Raw genomic sequence first — 21,994 nt, 5'->3', positions numbered from 1 at the left:
GCATCAGTAGTACCCGGCCGTGGTCAGATAGTCCTTGACCTGCTTGGCCGCCGTGTCCAGGGCCGCACCGCCGCCGGAGCCGGCCTGCAAAGCCTTGTTGAGCTCGATGCCGAGCAGTTCCTCGACCTTCGCCCAGTCGGGGGTGCGCGGCCGCGGCAGCGCGCCGGCGTCGAGCTGCTGCAGGGCGACCGGTATCAGTCGGTTGCCGGGCTTGGCGATGCCGAAGGCGCTGCGCTTGACCGGGATCGAGCCCGCTTCCGAGAGCTTGGCCTGTGTTTCGGCGCTCACATACCACTTCAGGAATTCGATCGAGTTCGCCTTGTTGGGCGCTGATTTCGGCACGCCGGCGATGAAGATGCCCATCTGGGCGATCGCCTTTTCCTGCTTCGGCACAACGCCGAAATCGAGCTTGCCGGCCACCTTGGTCTGGGCGGGGTCGTCCGCCTTCAATGCGTTGCCCGAATATTGGATGATCGCCCCTGCCTCCCCGCCGAGGATCGCCGCGCCCTCCTGGTCGGAGTCGAACTCGACCACGCCGCTCGGCGCGTTCTGCTTCATCGTGCCGACGAAGAAATCGGCCGAGGCCTTGCCTTCGGCCGAATTGAAGATCGGGTTCCACTTGTCGTCGAAGAAGGCGCCGCCGAACGACAGGAAGACCGGATACCAACTGGTGACGATCGGGTTGCCGGAAACGCCGCGGAAGACGACCGGGTATTTGATCTTGCCGGCCGCGACGCCTTCCTTGCCCTTGGCGATCACCTCGTCCCAGGTCTTTGGCGCACCGCCTGTGAAGACGTCGTTGCGATAGGTCAGCGTCTGCAGGTCACCGACGAAGGGCACGCAGATCAACGTCGGCTTGGCGTTCTCGAAGCCCTTGACGCGCGGCCCCTTCTGCGGCGGCCAATAGCCCATGTCGATCATCGCGCCGATCCAGTCCTTGTCCGACCCATCGACGCCTCCGGCGCCAAGATCCTCGAGCACGTTGGCGGCGCCGAACTGCGGCACCCATGGGTCGTCGAGCAGGTAAAGGTCATACTGGCCGGCGCCGCTCTGGGCGTCGGCGAACCACTTCTCGAGCGTCACCCCGTATTCGTCCTCGAGGAACTGGATTTCGAAGCCCTGCTCCTTGGCCAGCGGGATGATCTTTTCCTTGAACGGCGTCAGGCCGCCATCGGCGAAGGCGCCGATGATCACCTTCTTTCCGGCGGCGCGGGCAGGCATCGGCAGGCCAAGCGTGGTGAGGGCGGTGGTCGCTAAGGCCAGGCCAAGCCCACCCTTGATGACGGAGCGGCGAGTAAGTCTGCTGGAATGCATCATGTCACTCTCCCATTGTTGTTGACCCTGTGGACGGCTGTCAGGCCGTCCGAATTGAAGAAACAGGCGTTCGCCGGGTCGAAGGCGACGCCGATGCTTTCACCCACCACGCCCCTGAAATCGCGGCCGGCCCGCACCGAGACGTTGCCGCCTTCGAGGCGGACATTGACCAGCGTCTCGTTGCCCATCGGTTCGACGACGTAGATTTCGCCGGGCAGGGCATCGGGCGTGCCGACGCCGGCAGCGCTGCAGTCCTCTGGCCGGAGGCCGATTTCGGCGACGGATGCGGCGCGGCAGGCAGCAAGCCGCGCGGCGTCCAGTGGGACGACCTTGCCGGCCACGATGACGCCTTGCTCGCAAAGCGCTGCCGGCAGAATGTTCATCGGCGGGTTGCCGACGAAGGTGGCGACGAAGCGGTTTGCCGGGCGGTCGTATATCTCGATGGGCGGCGCCATCTGCTGCAACTCGCCGCCATGCATGACGGCGACGAAGTCGGCCATCGTCAGGGCTTCGACCTGGTCGTGGGTGACATAGATGGTGGTGGCGCTGAGGCGCTGGCAGAGCCGCTTGATCTCGCCGCGCATGGTGAGCCGCAGTCTTGCGTCGAGATTGGACAGCGGCTCGTCCATCAGGAAGGCCGCCGGGTCGCGCACGATGGCGCGGGCCAGCGCGACGCGCTGGCGTTGTCCGCCCGAGAGCTGGCGCGGACGGCGGTCGAGCAGATGGCCGATCTCGAGCACGGCGGCGACCTCGCCGATCTTGGCCTTTCGCCCGGCTTCGGGCGTGCCGCGTATCCACAGCGGATAGCCGATATTTTCGGCGACCGTCATCTGCGGATAAAGCGCGTAGCTCTGGAAGACCATGGCGATGTCGCGGTCGCGCGGCTGCAGCCGGGTGACGTCGCGTTCGCCGATAAAGACCTTGCCGGCGGTCGGCATGTCGAGCCCAGCCAGGATGCGCAGCGCCGTCGTCTTGCCGCAGCCCGACGGGCCGAGCAGGGCGAGGAATTTGTGGTCCGGCACCGCGAGGTCGAGCGATCGCAGCACGTTGAGCGCGCCGAAGCTCTTGACCACCTTCTGGTACAGAACCGAGCTCATTTCCCTCCCCGGCGCCCCATGTTTTCTTCAGGCCTTGCGCTCGTGGACGTAGAAGCCTGCGCCCTCGGCCAGCCTCTTCAGATTCCGATACCCCATCGTCGCGTAGGTCAAGGGATGCGCCTTGGCCGGGTCCTGCTCGGCCTCGACCACCAGCCAGCCGGAATAGCCCTGGTCGGCCAGGATCTTTAAGAGCGTGGGATAGTTGATCGCGCCGTCGCCCGGCACGGTGAAGATGCCTTCCATCACTGCGCCCATGAAGCTCATGTCGGCCTCGCGCGCTTTCTTTAAGATGGCCGGCCGCACATCCTTGCAATGGACATGCACGACGCGCTCCACATGCCGGCGCAGCAATTGCTCCGGGTCGCCGCCCGAAAAGGCGCAGTGCCCGGTATCGTAAAGCAGGCCGACCGCCTCGCCGGTGCTGTGCATCAGCCTGTCAATCTCCGCGTCGGTCTCGACGATCGTGCCCATGTGATGGTGGAAAGCCATGCCGACGCCGAAATCGGAAAAGCGCTCGGCGAGCCGGGTGATCTTGGCGCCATAGGCCTTCCATTCCCCGTCCATCAGCTTCGGCCGCTGCGAGATCGGGTCGTAGATGGCGCCGTGCCGGCCGCGCGAGGTGTCGGCATAGACGACGCGCCTGGCGCCGAGGTCGCGCAGCAGCGTCAGATGCGGCCGGATCGCCTCGAATTCCTCGTCCACCTCCTTCTCGCAGATGCGCCCGTCATACCAGCCGGAGACCAGCGCCAGCCCGTAATGGTCGAGGATGGGCCTGAGCGCACGGCTCTCGCGCGGGAACTTGCCGCCAAGCTCGGTGCCGGCATAGCCGGCTTCCGCTGTCTCGCTGAGGCAGGTCTCGAGCGGCGTGTCGCCACCCAGTTCCGGCACGTCGTCATTGGTCCAGGTGATCGGGTTGATGCCAAGTCGAACTGTCGTCATTGCTCGCTTTCCGCCCCGCAGCCATGGTGGCTGCGGGGTGTCCTGTCTCGGGAGGAGATGGCTGCGGTTGCTGGCGGCGGACGAACCCCTGCCGTTTCGTCAGGCGAGGGGCCCTCCCAGCACCGCGCCTCAGATGTTTTGTCGACGTCTTACCCCAACATCATTGAGCGAAGTCTACGCCGCTCTGTCTCCATCACGAGGGCCAGTTTTCTGGAAAATGAAGGAACCAGTTTGTGCGGAGAGGCGGGTGTGGCAGGATGGATAGATGGGCAACCTCGAAATCATTGATCGTCGGCGCAAGGCCCCCCTCTCTGGCCTGCCGGCCATCTCCCCCTCAAGGGGGGAGATCGGATGTCGCACCGGCTTTCGCCAATTGCCGGCGTTGCAAAGCGAGGCGAGGCCTCGAAACTGCCAATCTCCCCCCTTGAGGGGGAGATGTCCGGCAGGACAGAGAGGGGGGCGAAGGAACTCGACCTTGCAGCACAAGCGTGTCGCGGCACGCCATTGCCATTGCATCCATGGGTGGGGATAAACGATGCGCTCCCACCCCAAACCCCAGGCGTTCCCGCTCGACATGCTGGCCGTCAACCGCTCGAGCCCCGAGCATCTGTCGCGCCAGCTCTATCACGGCCTCGTCGCCATTATCCGCAACCGCACGCTTCCCCCCGGCTCGGAGCTTCCTTCCACCCGCGCTCTGGCCGCCGAACTCGGCCTTGGCCGCAACACCATCGTCGCGGCTTATGACCAGCTCGTCACCGAAGGCTATCTCGCCAATCGTCAGGGCGCCCGTCCGGTCATCGTCGACCTGCCCGAAGGCCCGCGCGAGACAGCGGCCGAGGAGCCGCCCGTGCCGCTGCGCCAGCCCTCGCTGCGCGGCCAACAGCTGCTCAGCCAGCCCTATCACCACGGCAGGCCGGGGCATGTCGCGTTCCACCCCGGCATGCCGGACGCGCAGAGCTTTCCCTTCGGCGTCTGGGGCCGGCTGGTCGCGCGCCGCGCCAGCCATGGCGGCGAGACGCTGTTCGGCACCTATGACGTCACCGGCCACCCGGCGCTGAAGGGCGCAATCGCCGGCTACCTCTATTCCGCGCGCGGCGTGCGCTGCCGGCCGGAGCAGATCGTCATCACCACCGGCGCGCAGGCCGCCTTCGATCTTTTGGCCCGCCTGCTGCTCGACCCCGAGGACACGGTGTTGATGGAGGAGCCCGGCTATTACGGCGCAAAGGCCGCGTTCACCGTGGCCGGCGCAAGGATCCTGCCGATTGCGGTCGACCAGGAGCGCGGCTGGCGCCTCGATGCTCCAACCTTCTCGCCCCGTCTCATCTATGTGACGCCGGCCTGCCAGCATCCGCTCGGCATCACCATGCGCATGGAGGAGCGGCTGCGCCTGCTCGACATCGCCGAGACCGCGAACGCCTGGGTGATCGAGGACGATTTCGACGGCGAATACCGCTTTCAAGGGAGGCCCGTGCCGGCGATCCAGAGCATGGACCGTTCCGGCCGCGTCATCTATGTCGGCACCTTCGCCAAGCTCCTGTTTCCCGCCCTTCGCCTCGGCTTCATGGTGCTTCCGCAAGAGCTCGCCGGCCGCATCGTCAACGCGCTCTCCACCACCGGCCAGTTCGCGCCGCTGCTCCTGCAGGCCGCCTTGGCCGACTTCATCACCGAAGGCCATATGAGCCGGCATCTGAAGCGCATGCGCCGCATCTACGCCCAGCGCCGCCAGCTTTTTCGCGAGATCGTGACCGAGCGCCTGCGCGACGAGATCACGCTGTCCCCCGCCGAAGCCGGCATCCAGGTGGTGGGCTATCTCAAGGATGGCATCGACGACATCAAGGTCAGCCAGGCCGCAGCAAAAAGGGCGATCAACGTCTCGCCGCTGTCGAAATATTTCCAGAACACGGCCCCGACGCAAGGCCTGGTGCTGGGCTATGCGGCGTGTGATGCCGCGCAGACGCGGGACGGGGTGGAGCGGCTGGCGCAGGCGATCCGCGAGACGCTGGGGTGAGGGTTTCGCGGCGCCGGTAAATGGCGCACCCGACGTCCTGCTTGGCTAGGTCGCACGAGGCGGCAAGCCTGCCGAGGAACAATGGCCTCTTCGCGGTCGCTCAACCAAAAAGGTGCATGGAGTGCCGCCGCCGCATTGATTGAATCAATTATCCCGATATACAAGCTGATTTCGGGTGCAAATCGCATAGGCTGGCAATCCATTGAGTCGCAATTTTCTGGTGATCGACCCTGAGGAGGGCATGGCCGTCCTTAAGGGCCTTGCCTCTTCGGCGCGCATTTCCATGCTGAGGCTGCTGCATGAGAAGGGGCCGATGAATGTCAACGAAATAGCCTCCGTGCTGTCGCTGCCGCAGTCGACGGTCTCGACCAATATCCAGGTGCTTGAGGATGCGGGCCTGATCCGCACCGAGAACCAAAAGGCGAAGAAGGGCAGCCAGAAGATCTGCTATCCGACCGCCGAGGAAGTGCTCGTGGTCTTCAAGAGCGAGTATCGTGCGGTCAAGAACGACGCGATCGAAGTATCGATGCCGATCGGGCTTTACACCGGATTCGAGGTCACCGCGCCCTGCGGTCTCTGTTCGCCGGACGGGATCATCGGTCTGCTCGATGTGCCCAACACTTTCCTGGATCCGGACCGTATGAAGGCCGGTCTGTTGTGGTTCACGCGCGGCTTCGTCGAATATCAGTTCCCCAACAATGCCAAGCTCGCCAATACCGAGATTACCGAGCTCGAGCTGGTGGTGGAACTGTCCTCGGAAGTGCCGGGCACCAGCGCCGACTGGCCCTCCGACATCACGCTGACGATCAATGGCGTCGACGTCGGCACCTGGACGTCACCGGGCGATTTCGGCGACAAGCGCGGCGTTTTCACGCCCTCCTGGTGGAAGCTCAAGGGCTCGCAATATGGCAAGCTGAAGAACTGGCGGGTTTCCGCTGACGGCACCTATGTCGACGGTGTCAGGATTTCTGAGACCAGCCTCGCCGCCCTCGATCTCAAGGGCCATCACTCAATCCGGGTTCGTATTGGCGTCAAGGACGACGCCGAGCGTCCCGGTGGAATCAATATTTTCGGCAAAGGATTTGGAAATTACGATCAGGACATTCTGCTGAGGATCAAAACCGGTTGATATCATGAAATCGGGCCTCAAAAATAGTGCAGTGATTTCAGATGCTTGACTTCATTTTCGGCTGAGGCTGCCGGTCAATTGTCAGACTTTTGGCGGTTTTTCGCTTGACGAACGGATGCTGTTTCCCTTTGATATCTAATAAGGTGATTTAAATCACTATTTATGATACTCTCGGAGGGAATGCATGAAGGCGGCCGTTACGGCGCATCCGCGTTATATCGTCTCGAAGATCGATCTCAGGCTCTATGGATCCTTCATCGAGCATCTTGGGCGGGCGGTCTACACCGGCATCTATGAGCCCGGTCATGCGACGGCGGATGACAATGGCATGCGTCGCGACGTCATCGATCTCGTCAGGGAGCTCAAGGTCCCGATCGTCCGCTATCCCGGCGGCAATTTCGTATCCGCTTACAATTGGGAAGACGGCGTCGGCCCCAAGGAAGGACGCCCGGTGCGCCTTGACCTTGCCTGGCACACGTCGGAAAGCAACGAAGTCGGCCTGCATGAATTTGCCGACTGGTGCGCCTCGGCGAACACCGAGATGATGCTTGCCGTCAATCTCGGCTCGCGTGGGCTCGATGAAGCCCGCAACCTTCTGGAATACGCCAATCATCCCGGCGGCAGCGAGTGGAGCGACAAGCGCATCGCCAACGGCCGCAAGGAGCCCTTTGACGTCAAGCTCTGGTGTCTTGGCAACGAGATGGACGGCCCCTGGCAGATCGGCCACAAGACCGCCGACGAGTATGGCCGCCTGGCCCACGAGACCGCCAAGGCGATGCGTGCCTTCTCCAAGTCGCTCGAGCTCGTGGTCTGCGGCTCGTCAAATGCCAAGATGCCGACATACCCGGAATGGGAAGCGACCGTTCTCGATCATACTTACAACGAGGTGGATTACATCTCGCTGCACATGTATTTCGACAATGAAGCCAACGACGCGCCGAACTATCTAGCCATGAGCGAGAAGCTCGACGCTTACATTGTCTCGGTCGCCGGCGTCATCGATTATATCAAGGCCAAGAAGCGCTCCAAGAAGCAGGTCTACATCTCGTTCGACGAATGGAACGTCTGGTACCATTCCAAGGAGCAGGACAAGAAGATCCTTGGCGGCAATGAGGGGTGGCCCTTCGCCCCGCCATTGCTCGAAGACATCTACAATTTCGAGGACGTGCTGCAGGTCGGCCTCATCCTCAACACCTTCATCCGTCGTTCCGACGTGGTCAAGATCGCGTGCCTGGCGCAACTGGTCAACGTCATCGCGCCGATCATGACCGTTCCCAACGGCCCGGCATGGCGGCAGACGATCTTCTATCCTTATCTCTTTGCCTCGATCTACGGCCGCGGCAATGCGCTGGATCTCAAGGTGGAAAGCCCGACCTACAGTTCCACGGTCGCCGGCGATGTTTCCTATGTCGACATCGCCGGCGTGCATGACAGGGAAACCGGACATGTCACCTTCTTTGCCGTCAACCGCCATTCGAGCGAGGAAATCGAAACCGCGATCGACATAGCGGGCTTCGGCGCGGCTGAGATCGTCGACCATCAGCTGATGACGCACGCGGATCTGAAAGCCGTCAATTCGGCGCAGAACCCAAGCAATGTCGGTCCCAGGAAGGGGACCGGCGCGTCGGTGGTGGGCGGCAAACTGAGCCTGCCGCTGCCGCCCTATTCCTACCAGATGGTCCGCCTGAAGCTCTGACTTCAGGCGCATCGTCGTGCATGGGCTGAGGAGGAGCCTCGACGTGACGGCCGATATTGAGATCAGGAATGTGAGCAAGCATTTCGGCGCCATGACGGTGCTGGATGATCTGTCTCTCTCCATCAAGGCACGCGAATTCATCGTGTTTCTCGGGCCCTCCGGCTGCGGGAAATCGACGCTTCTGCGCATGATCGCGGGCCTCGAGACTGTCGATACCGGCGAGATAGCCATCAACAACGAACGTATCGATCATCTGCCGCCGGGCAAGCGCGGCATTGCCATGGTGTTCCAGTCCTATGCGCTTTATCCGCATATGAGCGTGCGCGACAACATGGCGTTCGGGCTTGAGAATATCGGCATGCCGCGCGACGTCATCGACGCGCGCATAAAGGAGAGCGCCCGCATCCTCGAAATGGAGCACCTGCTCGAGCGCAAGCCGGGCCAGCTCTCCGGCGGCCAGCGGCAGCGCGTCGCCATCGGCCGTGCGATCGTCAAGGAGCCGAAGGCTTTCCTGTTCGACGAGCCGCTCTCCAATCTCGATGCGGCATTGCGGACCCGTACCCGCATCGAGCTTGCCCAACTGCACCAGCGCCTGCAATCGACGATGATCTTCGTCACCCACGACCAGGTTGAGGCGATGACGCTCGCCGACCGTATTGTCGTCATGAACAATCGCAAGATCGAGCAGATCGGCTCTCCCATGGAAATCTACGACCGCCCCGCGACCAAATTCGTCGCAGGCTTCGTCGGCGCGCCGGCGATGAATTTTGTCGAGGCGACGCTCGACAGATCGAGCCGGAACGCCACGGCCAGGTTTGCGGACGGCATATCGGTTCAGACCGAGATCGCCTCCGACCAGACGATCGATGGCAAATACACTTTCGGCATCCGTTCGGAAGACGTGCGCATCGTTTCCGCCGGGCAGGGCAATGCCGATGGCGTGGTCGATGTGCTTGAGCGGCTCGGCGAACGCACCTTGGTCTACGCCCGGCTTGGCGACGGCCAGCAGATCGTCGGCTCGGATGTCGGCAACAGCCGCGTCGCGGTCGGCGACAAGGTCGGGCTCGCCTTCGACGGGCGGAAATCGCATCTGTTCGGCGAGACCGGTCGCGCCTGGCACGCGGGGGAGGTCTGACATGGACGACCGACGGGCGACGCCGCGCACCGCGCCTCCGGCCGCCGGCGTCAGAGCGGCAAGCGTCGACATCTACGCGCCGCAATGGCGAAACTTCATTTTCGTCGCGCCGTTCCTGTTCTTCTTCACGACGCTTCTGCTGGTCCCGCTGTTCTGGGGAATGTGGCTGAGCTTCCACAAGGCCGACACGTTCTCATCCGGAAACTTCGTCGGTTTCGGCAACTATATCAGGCTGTTTCACGACAAGGTGTTCCTGCAATCGGTCTGGAATACCTTCTACTTCGTGCTTCTGACGGTGCCGACCCTGGCACTGATCGGTCTTTTTCTCGCGCTTTGCCTCAACCGCCGCACGCGCACCGCCGCGGTGCTGCGGACCCTGTTCTTTTCTTCCTCCGTGCTGTCGGTCACGATCGTCACGCTGATCTGGCGCATCGTGTTCATTCCGAATGTCGGCCTTCTGTCGACGATCTACGGATGGTTCGGCGCAACCGCCCCGGCTTTCATTTCCGATCCCAGCCTGGCGATGATCGGCATCGCCATTGCCACCGTCTGGTGGTGCATCGGCCTGCCGATAATGCTCTTTCTCTCCGCCCTCCAGCAGATTCCGCAGGATATTTACGAAGCGGCAGCCCTGGACAATGCCAATCGCTGGCAGACGTTACGCTCGATTACGCTGCCGTCGATCAAACGAACCTTCGTCCTGGTGGTCATCGTCCAGATCGTGCTGCAGTTCCAGCTGTTCGGCCAGGCCTGGCTGATGACACGCGGCGGTCCGAACAACCTGACCAAGCCGATCGTGCTGTACATCTATGACACCGCGTTCCGCCGCTGGGATCTCGGCATGGGTGCCGCGGCTTCGGAGGTGCTGTTCATCCTCATCCTGATGGCGGCCATGGCCCAGTACCTGGTCACGCGCAACAAGGTGGGTCAGGCATGAGGGCTCCAGCCATCTCCATCAAGGGACGCGCATTCGGCGACCGCGTGTTGCTGGCTCTGGTCATCCTGCTTTCCCTGGTCATGGTCGCGCCGGTCCTGTGGGTTATCGGCCTGTCGCTCAAGGAAAATGCCGAGCTGATGGCAAATCCGAATTCGGTGTTTCAGGCACCCTATACGCTCAAGAACTACATCAACACCATCGGCACCTCGTCGGTGTTCGTCTGGGTGCTCAACAGCATCATCGTCTCCGGAGGATTGACGCTCGGAACGCTGATCCTGTCGTCGCTTGCCGGCTATGGCTTTGCACGGCTGAATTTCCCCGGCCGAAACATCCTGTTCGTGATCGTCCTCTTCGGCCTGGCGGTTCCCGAACAGGCCGTGCTTGTCGCCCGCCATCAGATCTTCAGCATGCTGAACTTCCACAACACCTATCACGGGCTCATTCTCCCGGGCCTGTCGGCTTCTTTCGGCGTCTTCCTGATGTCCCAGTATTTCAAGGCCATCCCGAAGGAGCTGGACGAAGCCGCCATGCTGGACAATGCCGGCCGGTTCAGGACGTTCTGGAAGGTTCTTTTGCCGCTCACGGTGCCTGCCCAGGCAACCCTCGGCATCTTCACCTTCCTCGGCGCGTGGAACGACTACTTGTGGCCGCTGATCTCGGCAACCAAGAAGGATATGTACACGCTGACGGTCGGCATGGCCTCGACACAGACCAATTTCGCCCAGTCGGAAGGCATCGGCTTCTTGATGGCACAGGCGGTGTTCGCCGGCGCGCCGATCCTGATCGTCTACCTGTTTTTCCAGAAATACATCGTCACGGCCGTCTCGGGCGCCGCGGTGCGATGACAGATTGCCTGACGGCGGGCGTCGCAGCGATTGAAGCATGAAGCCAGTCCAGCGTGGAGTGGCGCAGACTCAGGAGGAGGAACTGATATGAAAATGAAGAAAGTCCTGTTTGCAGCGGTCTCGGCGAGCGTGCTGATGCTCGCAAGCCCGAGCCTTGCAGCGACGGAATTGACCGTGCAGCGCTTTTTCGGTGCCTGCGATGCCGATTTCGGCACCAACACCGATGTCGCCAAGGCAGTAGGCGAATGCGGCATCATCACCTCGCTGATCAACAAGTTCAACGCCGACAACCCCGATGTCCACGTCAGCGTCAGCACTGTGGAATGGCCGGGCTATGACCAGCTGACCGCGCAGTTCGCTTCGGGCGATGCTCCCGACATCGTCACGATCCATGAATCCGCGCTTTCGGATTACCAGTCCAAGGGGCTGTTAATGCCGCTTGACGATCTGTTGAAGTCCGTCGGCGTCACACCCGATTCCTTCACGGACGCGGCGCGCAACGGCGCCACCAAGGACGGCAAGATCTACGGCCTGCCGATCGACAGCTGGACGATGCTCTATCACATCAACATGGATCTCTTCAAACAGGCTGGCCTCGTCAATGCCGACGGCACGCCGATTCTTCCGACGTCGCCCGAGGAGCTGCTCGCCCAGGCCGAACAGTTCAAGCAGAAGACCGGCAAGCCATACTTCGTTCAGAACCTGGCCAATGAGACCGCGCTCTACACGCGCAATCTCTACACCTATCTTTTCCAGCAGAATTCCGATTTCTTCGCCGATCCAAAGCATGTGAAGCTGAACACGCCGGAAGCCAAGAAGGTCGTCGAGATGTACAAGGCGATCTTCGACAAGGACTACACCACCAAGGACCTCGACTATGGCGGCGCCATCAACGCCTTCCTTGCCGGTGGAGGCGGCGTGCAGCTCAACGGCACGTGGGTCGTCGGCGACAACAACGCCCAGTCCGAAACCAAGGGTACGGCCCTCAACAAGGGCGGCTATGCAGTCTACCCGTATCCGCAGCTATTTGCCGGCGCCCACGCGCAATATGCCGATGGCCACACCTGGGCAGTCTCGCAGAAGGACCGCACACCCGAACAGACCGCGGCTATCGGCAAGTTCCTGAAGTTCTTCGCCGACCATGACTTCGATTGGTCGCGCACCGGCCACCTGCCGGCCTACAAAGCCATCATCGCCTCCGACGCCTTCAAGGCACTGCCGCATCGCAACACCATCGCCGCGGTCGCCGATCTCGGCCGGCCGCTGCCGTCCGCGGTACAGCGCCAGTTCGCGATCCAGGACATCGTGGGCGAAGAGATGAGCGCTGCAATCACCGGCCAGAAGGACGTCGATGCCGCACTTGCCGACATGGAAAGCCGCGTCAACGAATTGCTCGCCAACATTTGACCGCAGGTTTCTCGGAAACGCCCTCAATGCCCGCGGCTGGAGACCGTCGCGGGCATTTTCTGGCCAATGAAGCAGCACTGCTTCTTCGGACCGTGCGGAAATTTTCAGGCCACGTCCCGCCGAATTGGCTTGCGATCATCAGCCGCGAACACCGCGCTCGCCTCACTGACGATAGAGACATGGTCCCTGGCGGCCTTGCCCGCAGCCACGCTGTCTCCGCGCATGATTGCGGTGACGATCAGGTCGTGTTCCTGCCAGGATTTGGCCAGCCGTCCGGGCAGCATGAACTGGGCGCGGCGGAAGGGTGCTAACCGGCTGCGGGTCATCACGGTGAGTTCGTGGATATGCGCATTGTGGGCGCCACGATAGAGCCGGCTATGGAATTCGGTGTTGAAATACTCATAGTCCTCCTCGGCGCCCAGCTGCACCATCCGCGCCGAAGCCTGGTGCTCGATCTCGAGCCCGCGACGCTCGCTGCTGGTCATGCGCTCGGCCGAGAAGCGCGCGCAGATCGCTTCCAGTTCGGCCATGCTCTCGAACATCGAGGCGAGATGCTCCTGCGTCACGACGGCGACGATAGCGCCCCTGTTTGGCCGCCTCTCGACCAGGCCCATGGCGCTGAGCTGGCCGAGCGCCTCCCTGACAGGGGTGCGTGATACGTCGAAGCGAGCGGCGAGCGCGGTCTCGTCCAGCTTTTCGCCCGGACGCAGGTAGCCGGTGACGATCCGATCGCCGATCGCCCGGACCATCTGATCCACGGTCGTGCCCGACCTGATCAAGCTGCGCTTCCCCGACAATTTTCCTCCGTCGCGTCTTCTCGTGGAGTCGGCCGACTCATTGGCCCTCCGACTCGGATATGCCCTCTATGCCTCTATTTTAATCTGCCTGTCAAACTGGCTACTTTCGAGGCAAAAAGTGCATGCAATTGCCTCCGGCATAGGCATAAGCCTTCGATCTGATAACTGATTTTATTGGATAAATTCCAAGACATAAACTGGCACGGCGGTTGCATGCACTTTCTTGGACGGCATGTTAACCGACCCGGAAAAGGGTCCCAAAGGGGAGCATTCACTATGACCGACAGATTCATGCTTAACCGCCGCCAACTGCTCAAGACCTCAGCCGCGGGAGCCGCGCTCGGCCTCGCCTCGGCATCCTTTCCGATCAGCCGTGCCGTCGCCGCCGCCGCCACTGTCGGCTTCATCTATGTCGGCCCGAAGGACGACTATGGCTACAACCAGGCGCATGCCGAGGGGGCGGCCGCGCTGAAGAGCATCGAAGGCATCTCCGTCGTCGAGGAAGAAAACGTTCCCGAGACGGTCGACGTCCAGAAGACGATGGAATCGATGATCAACCTCGACGGCGCCTCGCTTATCTTCCCGACCTCCTTCGGCTATTTCGATCCGCACATGCTGGCCATGTGCGCGAAATTCCCCGACGTGCAGTTTCGCCATTGCGGCGGCATGTGGGACAAGGCCAAGCACCCGATGAATGCCGGCTCCTATTTCGGCTATATCGGCATGGGCCAGTACCTGAACGGCGTCGTCGCCGGCCACACATCGAAGTCGAAGAAGCTAGGATTCGTCGCCGCCAAGCCCATTCCGCAGGTGCTGCTCAACATCAACTCCTTCCTGCTCGGCGCGCGCTCGGTCGATCCGGCGATCACCTGCCAGGTCATCTTCACCGGCGAATGGTCGCTGGCGGTGAAGGAAGCGGAAGCCACCAACGCGCTGGTCGACCAGGGCGCCGACGTCATCACCTGCCATGTCGACAGCCCGAAAGTGGTGGTCGAGACGGCCGCGGGCCGCGGCGCCTTCGTCTGTGGCTACCACGCCAACCAGAGCCCGCTGGCGCCGGAAAAATACCTCACCGGCGCCGAGTGGAACTGGGCCAAGGTCTACAAGATGTTCGTCGACGACCTCATCGCCGGCACGCCGCTGCCCAATTTCACCCGCGGCGGACTGGCCGACGGCTTCGTCAAGATGAGCCCGCTCGGTCCCGCCGTCGGCGAGCCGGCCCGCAAGCAATTCGACGCCACCCTGGCCCAAATGATGAAGGGCGGCTTCTCCGTCATCAAGGGCCCGCTGAAGAGCAACAAGGGCGCCGTCGTGGCGACGGAGGGCCAGGCCTTCGTCGAGACCGCCATCGAGCTCGAAAGCATGGACTATCTCGTCGAGGGCGTCGTCGGCTCGACCGCCTGAAGCCGAGCGGAGACGGGGACCATGACCGATACGGTCAGCAGTGCGGAGGCGCCGGCCCTGCTCGGCGCGAGGGGATATCCGGCGGCGCTGGAATGGATCGCGCGGCGGGCGGAGGCTTTCGTCATTCCGCTCGCGGCTCTTGTCGTCGGCATGGCGCTGTTCAGCCTGTTCATCGCCCTGGTCGGCAAGTCCCCGGTCCTGCTTTACGAGACCATGTGGCGGGGCGGCTTCGGCTCGTGGTTCTCCATTCAGAATTCGCTGTCGCGGGCCGCACCGCTGCTGCTGGCGGCGCTGTGCGTGGCACTGCCGGCGCGGCTCGGCCTCGTCGTCATCGGCGGCGAGGGCGCCATCGTGCTCGGTGGCGTCAGCGCCGCTGCCATAGGCGTGGCGCTCGGCGGCGCGCCTTCCTTCATCGTCATTCTTGCCATGGGCGTGGCGGGCCTGGCCGCCGGCGGCATCTGGATCGGTGCCGTCGGCGCGCTCCGCCACTACCGGGCCGTCAACGAGACCATTTCCAGCCTGCTGATGGCCTACATCGCCATCGCCCTGATGAACCAGCTGGTGGAAGGGCCGCTGCGCGACCCGGCCTCGCTCAACAAGCCCTCGACCCAGCCGCTCGCCGACATCTACCGCATCGGCAACATTCCGGGCATGGAGGTGCATTGGGGGCTTGCTGTCGGCGTCGCCGCCTGCATGCTCTCCTGGGTGCTGATCGAAAAGACCCGCTGGGGCTTTGCCGCCCGCATCGCCGGCGGCAATGTCAGGGCAGCGCAGGTGCAGGGGCTGGCCGTCGGACCGCTCATCGTCGGCTTTACCGCGCTTGCGGGCGGCTTTGCCGGTCTTGCCGGCATGCTGGAAGTCGCAGCCGTGCAAGGCAGCGCCAACGGCTCGCTCGCCGCCGGCTATGGCTACACCGGCATCCTCGTCGCCTTCCTCGCCCGCCATAACCCGCTGGCCATCATCCCGGTTGCCATCCTGCTTGGCGGCATCGACGCGTCCGGCGGGCTGATCCAGCGCCGCATGGACCTGCCCGACGCCACTGTGCTGGTGCTGCAAGGCATGCTGTTCATCGTCATCCTGCTCAGCGAAACCTTGTACGGCCGTTTCAAGGCCTTCAATCCCGATTTATGGCAGAGGGCCTCGTGATGGATGCGACCGGGATCGGCCTCTGGGGCGTGCCGCTCGCCATCCTCGGCGGTGCCATCCGCGTGTCGACGCCCTTCATCTTCGTTTCGCTGGGCGAGGCCATCACCGAGCGCTCCGGCCGCATCAATCTGGGGCTGGAAGGCACGCTCGTCTTCGGCGCCATGACCGCATATGCAGTCGCGGTCATGACCAGCTCGCCATGGCTCGGCCTGCTGGCCGCTGCGGCCGCCGGCCTTTGCTTCGGCCTGTTCCATGGCTGGATCTGCAAATTCCCGAAAGTCAACGACATCGCCATCGGCATCGCGCTGATGCTGTTCGGCTCGGGGCTCGCCTTCTTCTTCGGCAAGCCGTTCATCAAGCCGAAAGCGCCCAATCTTCCGGCCATTCCCTTCGGCGCCTGGTCCGACATTCCGCAGGTGCAGGCGGCACTCGACGTTAACGTCCTGTTCCTGATCGGTGCGGTGCTTTCGCTGGTCCTGTGGTGGGCCTTCCGCAACACCCGCGCCGGCCTCATCGTGCGCGTCGTCGGCGACAGTTCCGACGCCGCGCGCGCCATGGGCCTCAACCCGAACACAGTGCGCCTCATCGCCACCGGCGTCGGCGGCGCGCTGGCCGGCATCGGCGGCGCCTATCTGTCGCTCTACTATCCCGGCAGCTGGACCGAGCGCATCTCGTCCGGTCAGGGGCTGATGGCGGTGGCGCTGGTCATCTTCGCGCGCTGGAATCCGCTCGGCTGCTTTGCCGCCGCGCTTCTGTTCGGCGGCGCTGGAGCGCTCGGACCGGCGCTGCAGTCGGTCGGCGTCACGCAAGGCTACTATTTGTTCTACGCCGCCCCCTACATCCTCACCCTCATCATCATGATCGCCACCTCGTCGCCGACCCGCTCGCTAGCGGGCGCGCCGGGCGAATTGTCGATCACCAGATAGCTGGAGTTTTTGCCATGAACGCCAGAGCCGAAATCACCCAGCGTTATATCGACGCCGACCCGTATCCGTGGCCCTACAATGGCGAGCTTCGCCCCGACAACACGGCGTTGATCGTCATCGACATGCAGACCGATTTCTGCGGGCCGGGCGGCTATGTCGACCATATGGGATACGACCTGTCGCTGGTGCGCGCACCGATCGAGCCGATCAAGTCGGTGCTGTCGGCCATGCGCGCGAAAGGCTACACCATCATCCACACCCGCGAGGGCCACCGCCCCGACCTCGCCGACCTGCCCGCCAACAAGCGTTGGCGCTCGCGCCGCATCAATGCCGGCATCGGCGACCCCGGCCCCTGCGGGCGCATCCTGGTGCGCGGAGAGCCGGGCTGGGACATTATCCCCGACCTCTACCCGGCCGAGGGCGAGCCGATCATCGACAAGCCCGGCAAGGGCTCGTTCTGCGCCACCGACCTGGAGCTGATCCTCAACCAGCGCGGCATCGAAAACATCGTGCTCACAGGCATCACCACCGATGTCTGCGTGCACACCACCATGCGCGAGGCCAACGACCGCGGCTTCGAATGCGTGATGCTGGAGGACTGCTGCGGCGCGACCGACTACGGCAATCATCTCGCCGCGATCAAGATGATCAAGATGCAGGGCGGCGTCTTCGGCGCGGTGTCGAACTCGGCATCCTTCGTCGCCCAGCTGCCGTAAGGAAACCAGGATGAGCGCGATCACCAGCAACAAGGCCGTCGGCGTCGAGACCATCGGCATGACCATGCGTTTCGGCGCCTTCACGGCGTTGGGCGACGTCTCCATCAAGGTGCCGGCCGGATCGTTCCACGCGCTGCTTGGCGAAAACGGCGCCGGCAAGTCGACGCTGGTCAAATGCATGATGGGTTTCTATCACCCGACCGCCGGCGACATCCTCGTCGACGGCCGCGAGGTGGCGATCGCCAGCCCCAGGGACGCCTCGGCGCTCGGCCTCGGCATGGTCTACCAGCATTTCACGCTTGTCCCGTCGCTCACCGGCGCCGAGAATCTGGTCATTTCGCGTGAGAAGGTTCCCGGCGTGATCGACTGGCGCAAGGAGCGCGGCGAGCTCGCAAAGTTCATGGATCGAATGCCGTTCAAGCTGCCGCTCGACGTCAAGGTGGCCGAGCTCGCTGCCGGCGAGAAGCAGAAGCTGGAGATCGTCAAGCAGCTTTATCTCGGCCGCTCCTTCCTGGTGCTGGACGAGCCGACCTCCGTGCTCACCCCCGGTGAGGCGCAGGAAGTGCTTGGCCTGGTGCGCGCCATGACCAGGGCTGGCGATCTGACCGTGCTGATGATCTCGCACAAATTCCACGAGGTGACGGCATTCGCCGACGACGTCAGCGTGCTGCGCAAGGGCAGGCTGACCGGCACTGGCCGCGTCGTCGACCTCGACCGCAAAGCCATGGCGGCGATGATGATCGGCGACCAGCCGATCGCGGCCCTCGACAGCCGCGCGGAGCCCAGGCCGGACGCCGAGATCGTGCTCAAGGTCAAGGCGCTGAAGGCGCCGGACCGCACCGGGCTGAAGTCGATCCGGATCGAGGATCTCGGCGTGCGCGCCGGCGAGATCGTCGGCATCGCCGGCATTTCCGGCAACGGCCAGAAGGAATTGCTCGAAGTGCTGGCCGGGCAGCGTCCCCGCGATGCCGGCGAGGTCATGGTGCGCGGCACCGCCTATGCGGCAACGCGGGCCGAGGCGCGCGCTCTCAATGTGCGGCTCATTCCCGAGGAGCCGCTGAAGAATGCCTGTGCGCCGAAAATGACGGTGGCCGAAAACATTTCTTTCCGCACCTTCGACATCGACGCCAACGGCAAACCGGTGAGCTGGATCAGTGCCGGCGCCATCAGGGCATTCAGCGCCAGGCTGGTCGAGCAGTTCAAGGTCAAGACCGCATCCCTTGCCTCGCCGATCGCCTCGCTGTCGGGCGGCAATGTGCAGCGCGCCGTGCTTGCCCGCGAGCTCACCGGCAAGGTCGACCTTCTGATCGTCTCCAACCCGTGCTTCGGCCTCGACTTCTCGGCCGTGGCCGAAATCCGCGCCCGCATCATGCAGGCGCGCAATGCCGGTGCCGCCGTGCTTCTGACGTCGGAGGATCTCGACGAACTGCTCGAGCTCTCGGACCGCATCTTCGTCATGTCGGACGGTGCGCTGGTCTACGAGACGCCGATTGCGCAGGCCAGTGTCCAGACTATCGGCGAGCACATGGCGGGACATCACTAATGGCGGAAATCGCAGCGCAGCCATTTCCGTTCGCCTTCAAGCCGCGGACCATGGCGCTGGTCGTCATCGACATGCAACGCGACTTCGCCGAGCCCGGCGGCTTCGGCGCCAGCCTCGGCAACGACGTCAGCCGGGTGACCGCGATCGTGCCGACGGTGAAGCGGTTGATCGACGGCTTTCGCGCCGCCGGCCTTCCGGTGATCCACACGATGGAGTGCCACCGGCCCGACCTTTCCGACCTGCCGCCGGCCAAGCGCAATCGCGGCAATCCGTCGGTTCGTATCGGCGATTCCGGGCCGATGGGCCGCGTGCTGATCGCCGGCGAGCCCGGCACCGCGATCCTCGACGAGCTTGCGCCGCTGCCCGGCGAGATCGTCATCGAGAAGCCAGGCAAGGGCGCCTTCTATGCGACCTCCTTCGGCGATGACCTGAAAAGGCTCGGCGCCGAGCAGCTCGTCTTTGCCGGCGTCACCACCGAAGTCTGCGTGCAGACGACGATGCGCGAGGCCAACGATCGCGGCTATGAGTGCCTGCTCGCCGAGGACGCCACGGAAAGTTATTTTCCCGAGTTCAAGGCGGCGGCGATCGCCATGATCAGGGCGCAGGGCGCCATCGTCGGCTGGACGGCGACGACCGACCAGGTGCTCGAGGGAATTGCCAATGCCTAATCTTGCCTTTGCCGGCCTGCTCGACGGCGGCTGGCGCGATCTGGCGTTCGAGTCTTTCCGCGACGGCATCGGCGTGCACTGGCTGCTGCAGGGCGGGCCGGTCGAGCCGTCCGTCGCGATCCTGAAATACCGGCCTGGCGCCGGCGTGCCGCGCCACCGCCATGCCGGCCTGGAGACCATCGTCGTGCTGGAAGGCACCCAGAGCGACGAGAACGGCGACTATCCTGCCGGCAGCGTGATCCTCAATCCGGTCGGAACCGAGCATTCGGTGTGGACGAAGGACGGCTGTGTCGTGCTGATCCAATGGGACCTGCCGGTGATCATTCTGGGGGAGACGAAATGAGTGATGTCCACTTCGACATAGCGAGCCTGCGCGCCGCCTATCGTGGAGGTGTCGGCGTTGGCGATGTGATCGCGGCGATTTATGCCCGCATCGAGGCTGCCGACGATCCGGGCATCTTCATCCATCTCGCCGCCAGGCCGGATCTGCTTGCCGCGGCCGAAGCGCTCGGCCCGTTCGACCCGGTGGCAAAACCGCTGTGGGGCATTCCCTTCGCCGTCAAGGACAACATTGACGTCGCCGGCATGCCGACGACGGCGGCTTGCGCGCAATACACCTACTGGCCCGACAAGGACGCCACCGTGGTGGCGCGGCTCAAGGCCGCCGGCGCGCTGGTCGTGGGCAAGACCAATCTCGACCAGTTCGCCACCGGCCTCGTTGGTGTGCGCACGCCCTGGCCGATCCCGCGCAACGCCATCGACGCGGAGCTGGTGCCGGGCGGCTCCTCCTCCGGGTCGGCGGTGGCGACGGCGCGCGGCATCGTCTCCTTCGCGCTTGGCACCGACACCGCCGGCTCCGGCCGCATCCCGGCTGGCCTCAACAACATCGTCGGGCTGAAGCCGACCGTCGGTGCGTTGTCGACAGGCGGCGTCGTTCCGGCCTGCCGCACACTCGACTGCGTGTCGGTGTTCGCGCTGACCGTCGACGACGCCCATGCAGTGTTCTGCGTCGCGGCAGCGCGCGATGCGGCCGATCCTTATTCGCGCGACATCGCCGTCCGGCCGCTCGCCGCGCGCCCGCCTGTGCCGAGCGTCGGCATCCCGGCAAAAGCCGACCGGAAATTCTTCGGCGATGCGGCGATGCAGGCCGGCTTCGAGGCCTCGCTTGCCATGCTGTCGCGGCTCGGCTGCCGGCTGGTCGAAATCCCGTTCGGCGATTTCTACGCCACCGCCAACCTTCTCTATGAGGGTGCCTGGGTCGCCGAACGCTATGCTGCGATCCGCGATTTCATGGAAGTCAACGAAGCTGCCATGCATCCGGTGACGAGCAGGATCATCGGCGGCGCCAGGAAGCTGTCGGCGGCGGACGCTTTCCGCGGCCTCTATGCCCTGCAGGCCTACCGGGCCAAGCTCGCCCCGCTCATCGCCTCGGTCGACCTGTTCTGTGTGCCGACCGCGCCGACGCATTACACCACCGCCGCCGTGCTCGCCGATCCGGTCGAGACCAACAGCCGGCTCGGCACCTACACAAATTTCGTCAACCTGCTCGACATGTGCGGCATCGCCGTGCCGACCGGCACGCGCGACGACGGCCTGCCGATGAGCGTGACACTGCTTGCGGCCGCCGGACTGGACGGCCTTGTGGCGTCCATCGCGCGCGATCTCCATGCCGCGAGCGGTCTCACCCTCGGCGCGACCGGCTGGGGGCAGCCGAGCGTGCAGCCTGTCGGCGCGTCGGCCGAAGACGGCACGATCGAATTGGTGGTGGTCGGCGCTCACCTCTCGGGAATGCCGCTCAATGGCCAGCTCAAGCAGGCCGGCGCCCGGTTCTGCCGGGCGATGAGGACGGCTTCTTCATACAAGCTTTACCAGCTCGCCGGCCAAGCCACGCCTAAGCCCGGACTGATCCGTGTGGAGAGCGGCGGCACTGCGATCGAGGTCGAAGTCTGGCGGATGCCTGCCGAGGCCTTCGGCCACTTCGTGGCCGCCATCCCGCCGCCGCTGGGCATTGGCAACATAGAGCTTGACGACGGCAGCAGCGCCAAAGGCTTCCTGGTGGAATCTGTGGGCTTGCTGGGCGCTTCCGACATCTCGTCATTCGGCGGCTGGCGCCGCTTTCAGTCTGGTCGCGTTCCCGTTTGAATGTGTCGTCAACGGGTTCCGCGAACTGCTTTGCGTGGAATCAGTGCCGGGCACGTCGTCCGAACGATGACGAAGAGGGTGTCATCGTCGCCTTTCGGCGGAACACTCTGCTGCCGCTCAATGATTGCTGTTATGCGCTGCTGCC

General features: G+C 63.8%; 19 protein-coding genes. 15 read left to right on the top strand and 4 right to left on the bottom strand.

The window, feature by feature from the left end:
* Window positions 1–3: 3 nt before the first annotated feature.
* Genes LB535_RS06495 through iolE form a run of 3 tightly spaced genes read right to left on the bottom strand, consistent with a single transcriptional unit; the run spans window position 4 to window position 3,350 of the window.
* Window positions 4–1,317 (bottom strand): extracellular solute-binding protein, encoded by a 1,314-nt coding sequence (locus tag LB535_RS06495; protein WP_224631594.1) that lies wholly within the window; start codon window positions 1,315–1,317, stop codon window positions 4–6.
* Window positions 1,314–2,411 (bottom strand): ABC transporter ATP-binding protein, encoded by a 1,098-nt coding sequence (locus tag LB535_RS06490; RefSeq protein ID WP_224631593.1) that lies wholly within the window; start codon window positions 2,409–2,411, stop codon window positions 1,314–1,316. The genes LB535_RS06495 and LB535_RS06490 overlap by 4 nt, the downstream gene beginning before the upstream one ends.
* A gap of 27 nt (window positions 2,412–2,438) precedes the next feature.
* Entirely contained in the window at window positions 2,439–3,350 is a 912-nt protein-coding gene (iolE, locus tag LB535_RS06485; protein WP_224631592.1) for a myo-inosose-2 dehydratase, read from the bottom strand.
* A 535-nt stretch (window positions 3,351–3,885) separates the two neighbouring features.
* Here iolE and LB535_RS06480 point away from each other — a divergent pair.
* The 7 genes from LB535_RS06480 (at window position 3,886) to LB535_RS06450 (ending at window position 12,507) form a co-directional block, all read left to right on the top strand.
* A complete protein-coding gene (locus LB535_RS06480; RefSeq protein ID WP_224631591.1) occupies window positions 3,886–5,358 on the top strand; it encodes a PLP-dependent aminotransferase family protein in 1,473 nt (490 codons plus the stop codon).
* A gap of 202 nt (window positions 5,359–5,560) precedes the next feature.
* Window positions 5,561–6,487 (top strand): ArsR/SmtB family transcription factor, encoded by a 927-nt coding sequence (locus LB535_RS06475; RefSeq protein WP_140545631.1) that lies wholly within the window; start codon window positions 5,561–5,563, stop codon window positions 6,485–6,487.
* Window positions 6,488–6,671: 184 nt separating this feature from the next.
* Window positions 6,672–8,183: an alpha-N-arabinofuranosidase gene (locus LB535_RS06470; RefSeq protein WP_224631590.1), complete on the top strand. Its 1,512-nt coding sequence runs from the start codon at window positions 6,672–6,674 to the stop codon at window positions 8,181–8,183.
* A gap of 43 nt (window positions 8,184–8,226) precedes the next feature.
* On the top strand, window positions 8,227–9,318 hold the full coding sequence (locus tag LB535_RS06465) for an ABC transporter ATP-binding protein (RefSeq protein ID WP_224631589.1): 1,092 nt from the start codon (window positions 8,227–8,229) through the stop codon (window positions 9,316–9,318).
* Between the two features lies 1 nt (window position 9,319).
* A complete protein-coding gene (locus LB535_RS06460; RefSeq protein ID WP_224631588.1) occupies window positions 9,320–10,255 on the top strand; it encodes a carbohydrate ABC transporter permease in 936 nt (311 codons plus the stop codon).
* A complete protein-coding gene (locus LB535_RS06455; RefSeq protein ID WP_224631587.1) occupies window positions 10,252–11,100 on the top strand; it encodes a carbohydrate ABC transporter permease in 849 nt (282 codons plus the stop codon). Before LB535_RS06460 ends, LB535_RS06455 begins: the two co-directional genes overlap by 4 nt.
* 93 nt (window positions 11,101–11,193) lie before the next feature.
* Complete coding sequence (locus LB535_RS06450; protein WP_411969536.1) at window positions 11,194–12,507, top strand: ABC transporter substrate-binding protein; 1,314 nt, start codon at window positions 11,194–11,196, stop codon at window positions 12,505–12,507.
* A 104-nt stretch (window positions 12,508–12,611) separates the two neighbouring features.
* On the opposite strand, the gene LB535_RS06445 is transcribed toward LB535_RS06450, so the two are convergent.
* A complete protein-coding gene (locus LB535_RS06445) occupies window positions 12,612–13,256 on the bottom strand; it encodes a GntR family transcriptional regulator (protein ID WP_224631680.1) in 645 nt (214 codons plus the stop codon).
* A 324-nt stretch (window positions 13,257–13,580) separates the two neighbouring features.
* Between LB535_RS06445 and LB535_RS06440 the strand changes: the two genes are divergently transcribed.
* The 8 genes from LB535_RS06440 to atzF are packed head-to-tail and all read left to right on the top strand — an operon-like array spanning window position 13,581 to window position 21,849.
* Window positions 13,581–14,708, top strand: a complete 1,128-nt coding sequence (locus LB535_RS06440; RefSeq protein WP_224631585.1) for a BMP family ABC transporter substrate-binding protein — start codon at window positions 13,581–13,583, stop codon at window positions 14,706–14,708.
* Between the two features lie 21 nt (window positions 14,709–14,729).
* Window positions 14,730–15,854 carry an ABC transporter permease gene (locus tag LB535_RS06435; protein ID WP_224631584.1) on the top strand — a complete coding sequence of 375 codons (1,125 nt, stop codon included), beginning with the start codon at window positions 14,730–14,732 and terminating at the stop codon, window positions 15,852–15,854.
* Window positions 15,854–16,780, top strand: coding sequence for an ABC transporter permease (locus tag LB535_RS06430; protein WP_224631583.1), 927 nt, complete (start codon window positions 15,854–15,856; stop codon window positions 16,778–16,780). The genes LB535_RS06435 and LB535_RS06430 overlap by 1 nt, the downstream gene beginning before the upstream one ends.
* Window positions 16,781–16,794: 14 nt before the next feature.
* Window positions 16,795–17,496 (top strand): cysteine hydrolase family protein, encoded by a 702-nt coding sequence (locus LB535_RS06425; RefSeq protein WP_224631582.1) that lies wholly within the window; start codon window positions 16,795–16,797, stop codon window positions 17,494–17,496.
* Window positions 17,497–17,506: 10 nt separating this feature from the next.
* Entirely contained in the window at window positions 17,507–19,039 is a 1,533-nt protein-coding gene (locus tag LB535_RS06420; RefSeq protein WP_224631581.1) for an ABC transporter ATP-binding protein, read from the top strand.
* A complete protein-coding gene (locus LB535_RS06415) occupies window positions 19,039–19,707 on the top strand; it encodes a cysteine hydrolase family protein (RefSeq protein WP_224631580.1) in 669 nt (222 codons plus the stop codon). Before LB535_RS06420 ends, LB535_RS06415 begins: the two co-directional genes overlap by 1 nt.
* Complete coding sequence (locus tag LB535_RS06410; RefSeq protein ID WP_224631579.1) at window positions 19,700–20,050, top strand: cupin domain-containing protein; 351 nt, start codon at window positions 19,700–19,702, stop codon at window positions 20,048–20,050. The genes LB535_RS06415 and LB535_RS06410 overlap by 8 nt, the downstream gene beginning before the upstream one ends.
* Entirely contained in the window at window positions 20,047–21,849 is a 1,803-nt protein-coding gene (gene atzF, locus LB535_RS06405) for an allophanate hydrolase (RefSeq protein WP_224631578.1), read from the top strand. Before LB535_RS06410 ends, atzF begins: the two co-directional genes overlap by 4 nt.
* The last annotated feature ends 145 nt before the right edge of the window (window positions 21,850–21,994 follow it).

It is taken from the genome of Mesorhizobium sp. CA10 (assembly GCF_020165285.1).
In the GTDB taxonomy this organism is placed as follows: Bacteria; Pseudomonadota; Alphaproteobacteria; order Rhizobiales; family Rhizobiaceae; genus Mesorhizobium.
Note: the sequence above shows the minus strand (reverse complement) of the source record. Positions and strands in the feature narration are given on the sequence as shown.

What these genes read in the sequence shown, in the direction of transcription:
- LB535_RS06490 (WP_224631593.1), bottom strand. Translation starts at nt 2,411, where the DNA reads ATGAGCTCGGTTCTGTACCAGAAGGTGGTCAAGAGCTTCGGCGCGCTC.
- LB535_RS06470 (WP_224631590.1), top strand. Translation starts at nt 6,672, where the DNA reads ATGAAGGCGGCCGTTACGGCGCATCCGCGTTATATCGTCTCGAAGATC.
- LB535_RS06450 (WP_411969536.1), top strand. Translation starts at nt 11,194, where the DNA reads ATGAAGAAAGTCCTGTTTGCAGCGGTCTCGGCGAGCGTGCTGATGCTC.
- LB535_RS06440 (WP_224631585.1), top strand. Translation starts at nt 13,581, where the DNA reads ATGACCGACAGATTCATGCTTAACCGCCGCCAACTGCTCAAGACCTCA.
- LB535_RS06420 (WP_224631581.1), top strand. Translation starts at nt 17,507, where the DNA reads ATGAGCGCGATCACCAGCAACAAGGCCGTCGGCGTCGAGACCATCGGC.
- LB535_RS06435 (WP_224631584.1), top strand. Translation starts at nt 14,730, where the DNA reads ATGACCGATACGGTCAGCAGTGCGGAGGCGCCGGCCCTGCTCGGCGCG.
- LB535_RS06430 (WP_224631583.1), top strand. Translation starts at nt 15,854, where the DNA reads ATGGATGCGACCGGGATCGGCCTCTGGGGCGTGCCGCTCGCCATCCTC.
- LB535_RS06425 (WP_224631582.1), top strand. Translation starts at nt 16,795, where the DNA reads ATGAACGCCAGAGCCGAAATCACCCAGCGTTATATCGACGCCGACCCG.
- LB535_RS06410 (WP_224631579.1), top strand. Translation starts at nt 19,700, where the DNA reads ATGCCTAATCTTGCCTTTGCCGGCCTGCTCGACGGCGGCTGGCGCGAT.
- LB535_RS06445 (WP_224631680.1), bottom strand. Translation starts at nt 13,256, where the DNA reads ATGGTCCGGGCGATCGGCGATCGGATCGTCACCGGCTACCTGCGTCCG.
- LB535_RS06455 (WP_224631587.1), top strand. Translation starts at nt 10,252, where the DNA reads ATGAGGGCTCCAGCCATCTCCATCAAGGGACGCGCATTCGGCGACCGC.
- LB535_RS06495 (WP_224631594.1), bottom strand. Translation starts at nt 1,317, where the DNA reads ATGATGCATTCCAGCAGACTTACTCGCCGCTCCGTCATCAAGGGTGGG.
- iolE (WP_224631592.1), bottom strand. Translation starts at nt 3,350, where the DNA reads ATGACGACAGTTCGACTTGGCATCAACCCGATCACCTGGACCAATGAC.
- LB535_RS06460 (WP_224631588.1), top strand. Translation starts at nt 9,320, where the DNA reads ATGGACGACCGACGGGCGACGCCGCGCACCGCGCCTCCGGCCGCCGGC.
- LB535_RS06480 (WP_224631591.1), top strand. Translation starts at nt 3,886, where the DNA reads ATGCGCTCCCACCCCAAACCCCAGGCGTTCCCGCTCGACATGCTGGCC.
- LB535_RS06415 (WP_224631580.1), top strand. Translation starts at nt 19,039, where the DNA reads ATGGCGGAAATCGCAGCGCAGCCATTTCCGTTCGCCTTCAAGCCGCGG.
- atzF (WP_224631578.1), top strand. Translation starts at nt 20,047, where the DNA reads ATGAGTGATGTCCACTTCGACATAGCGAGCCTGCGCGCCGCCTATCGT.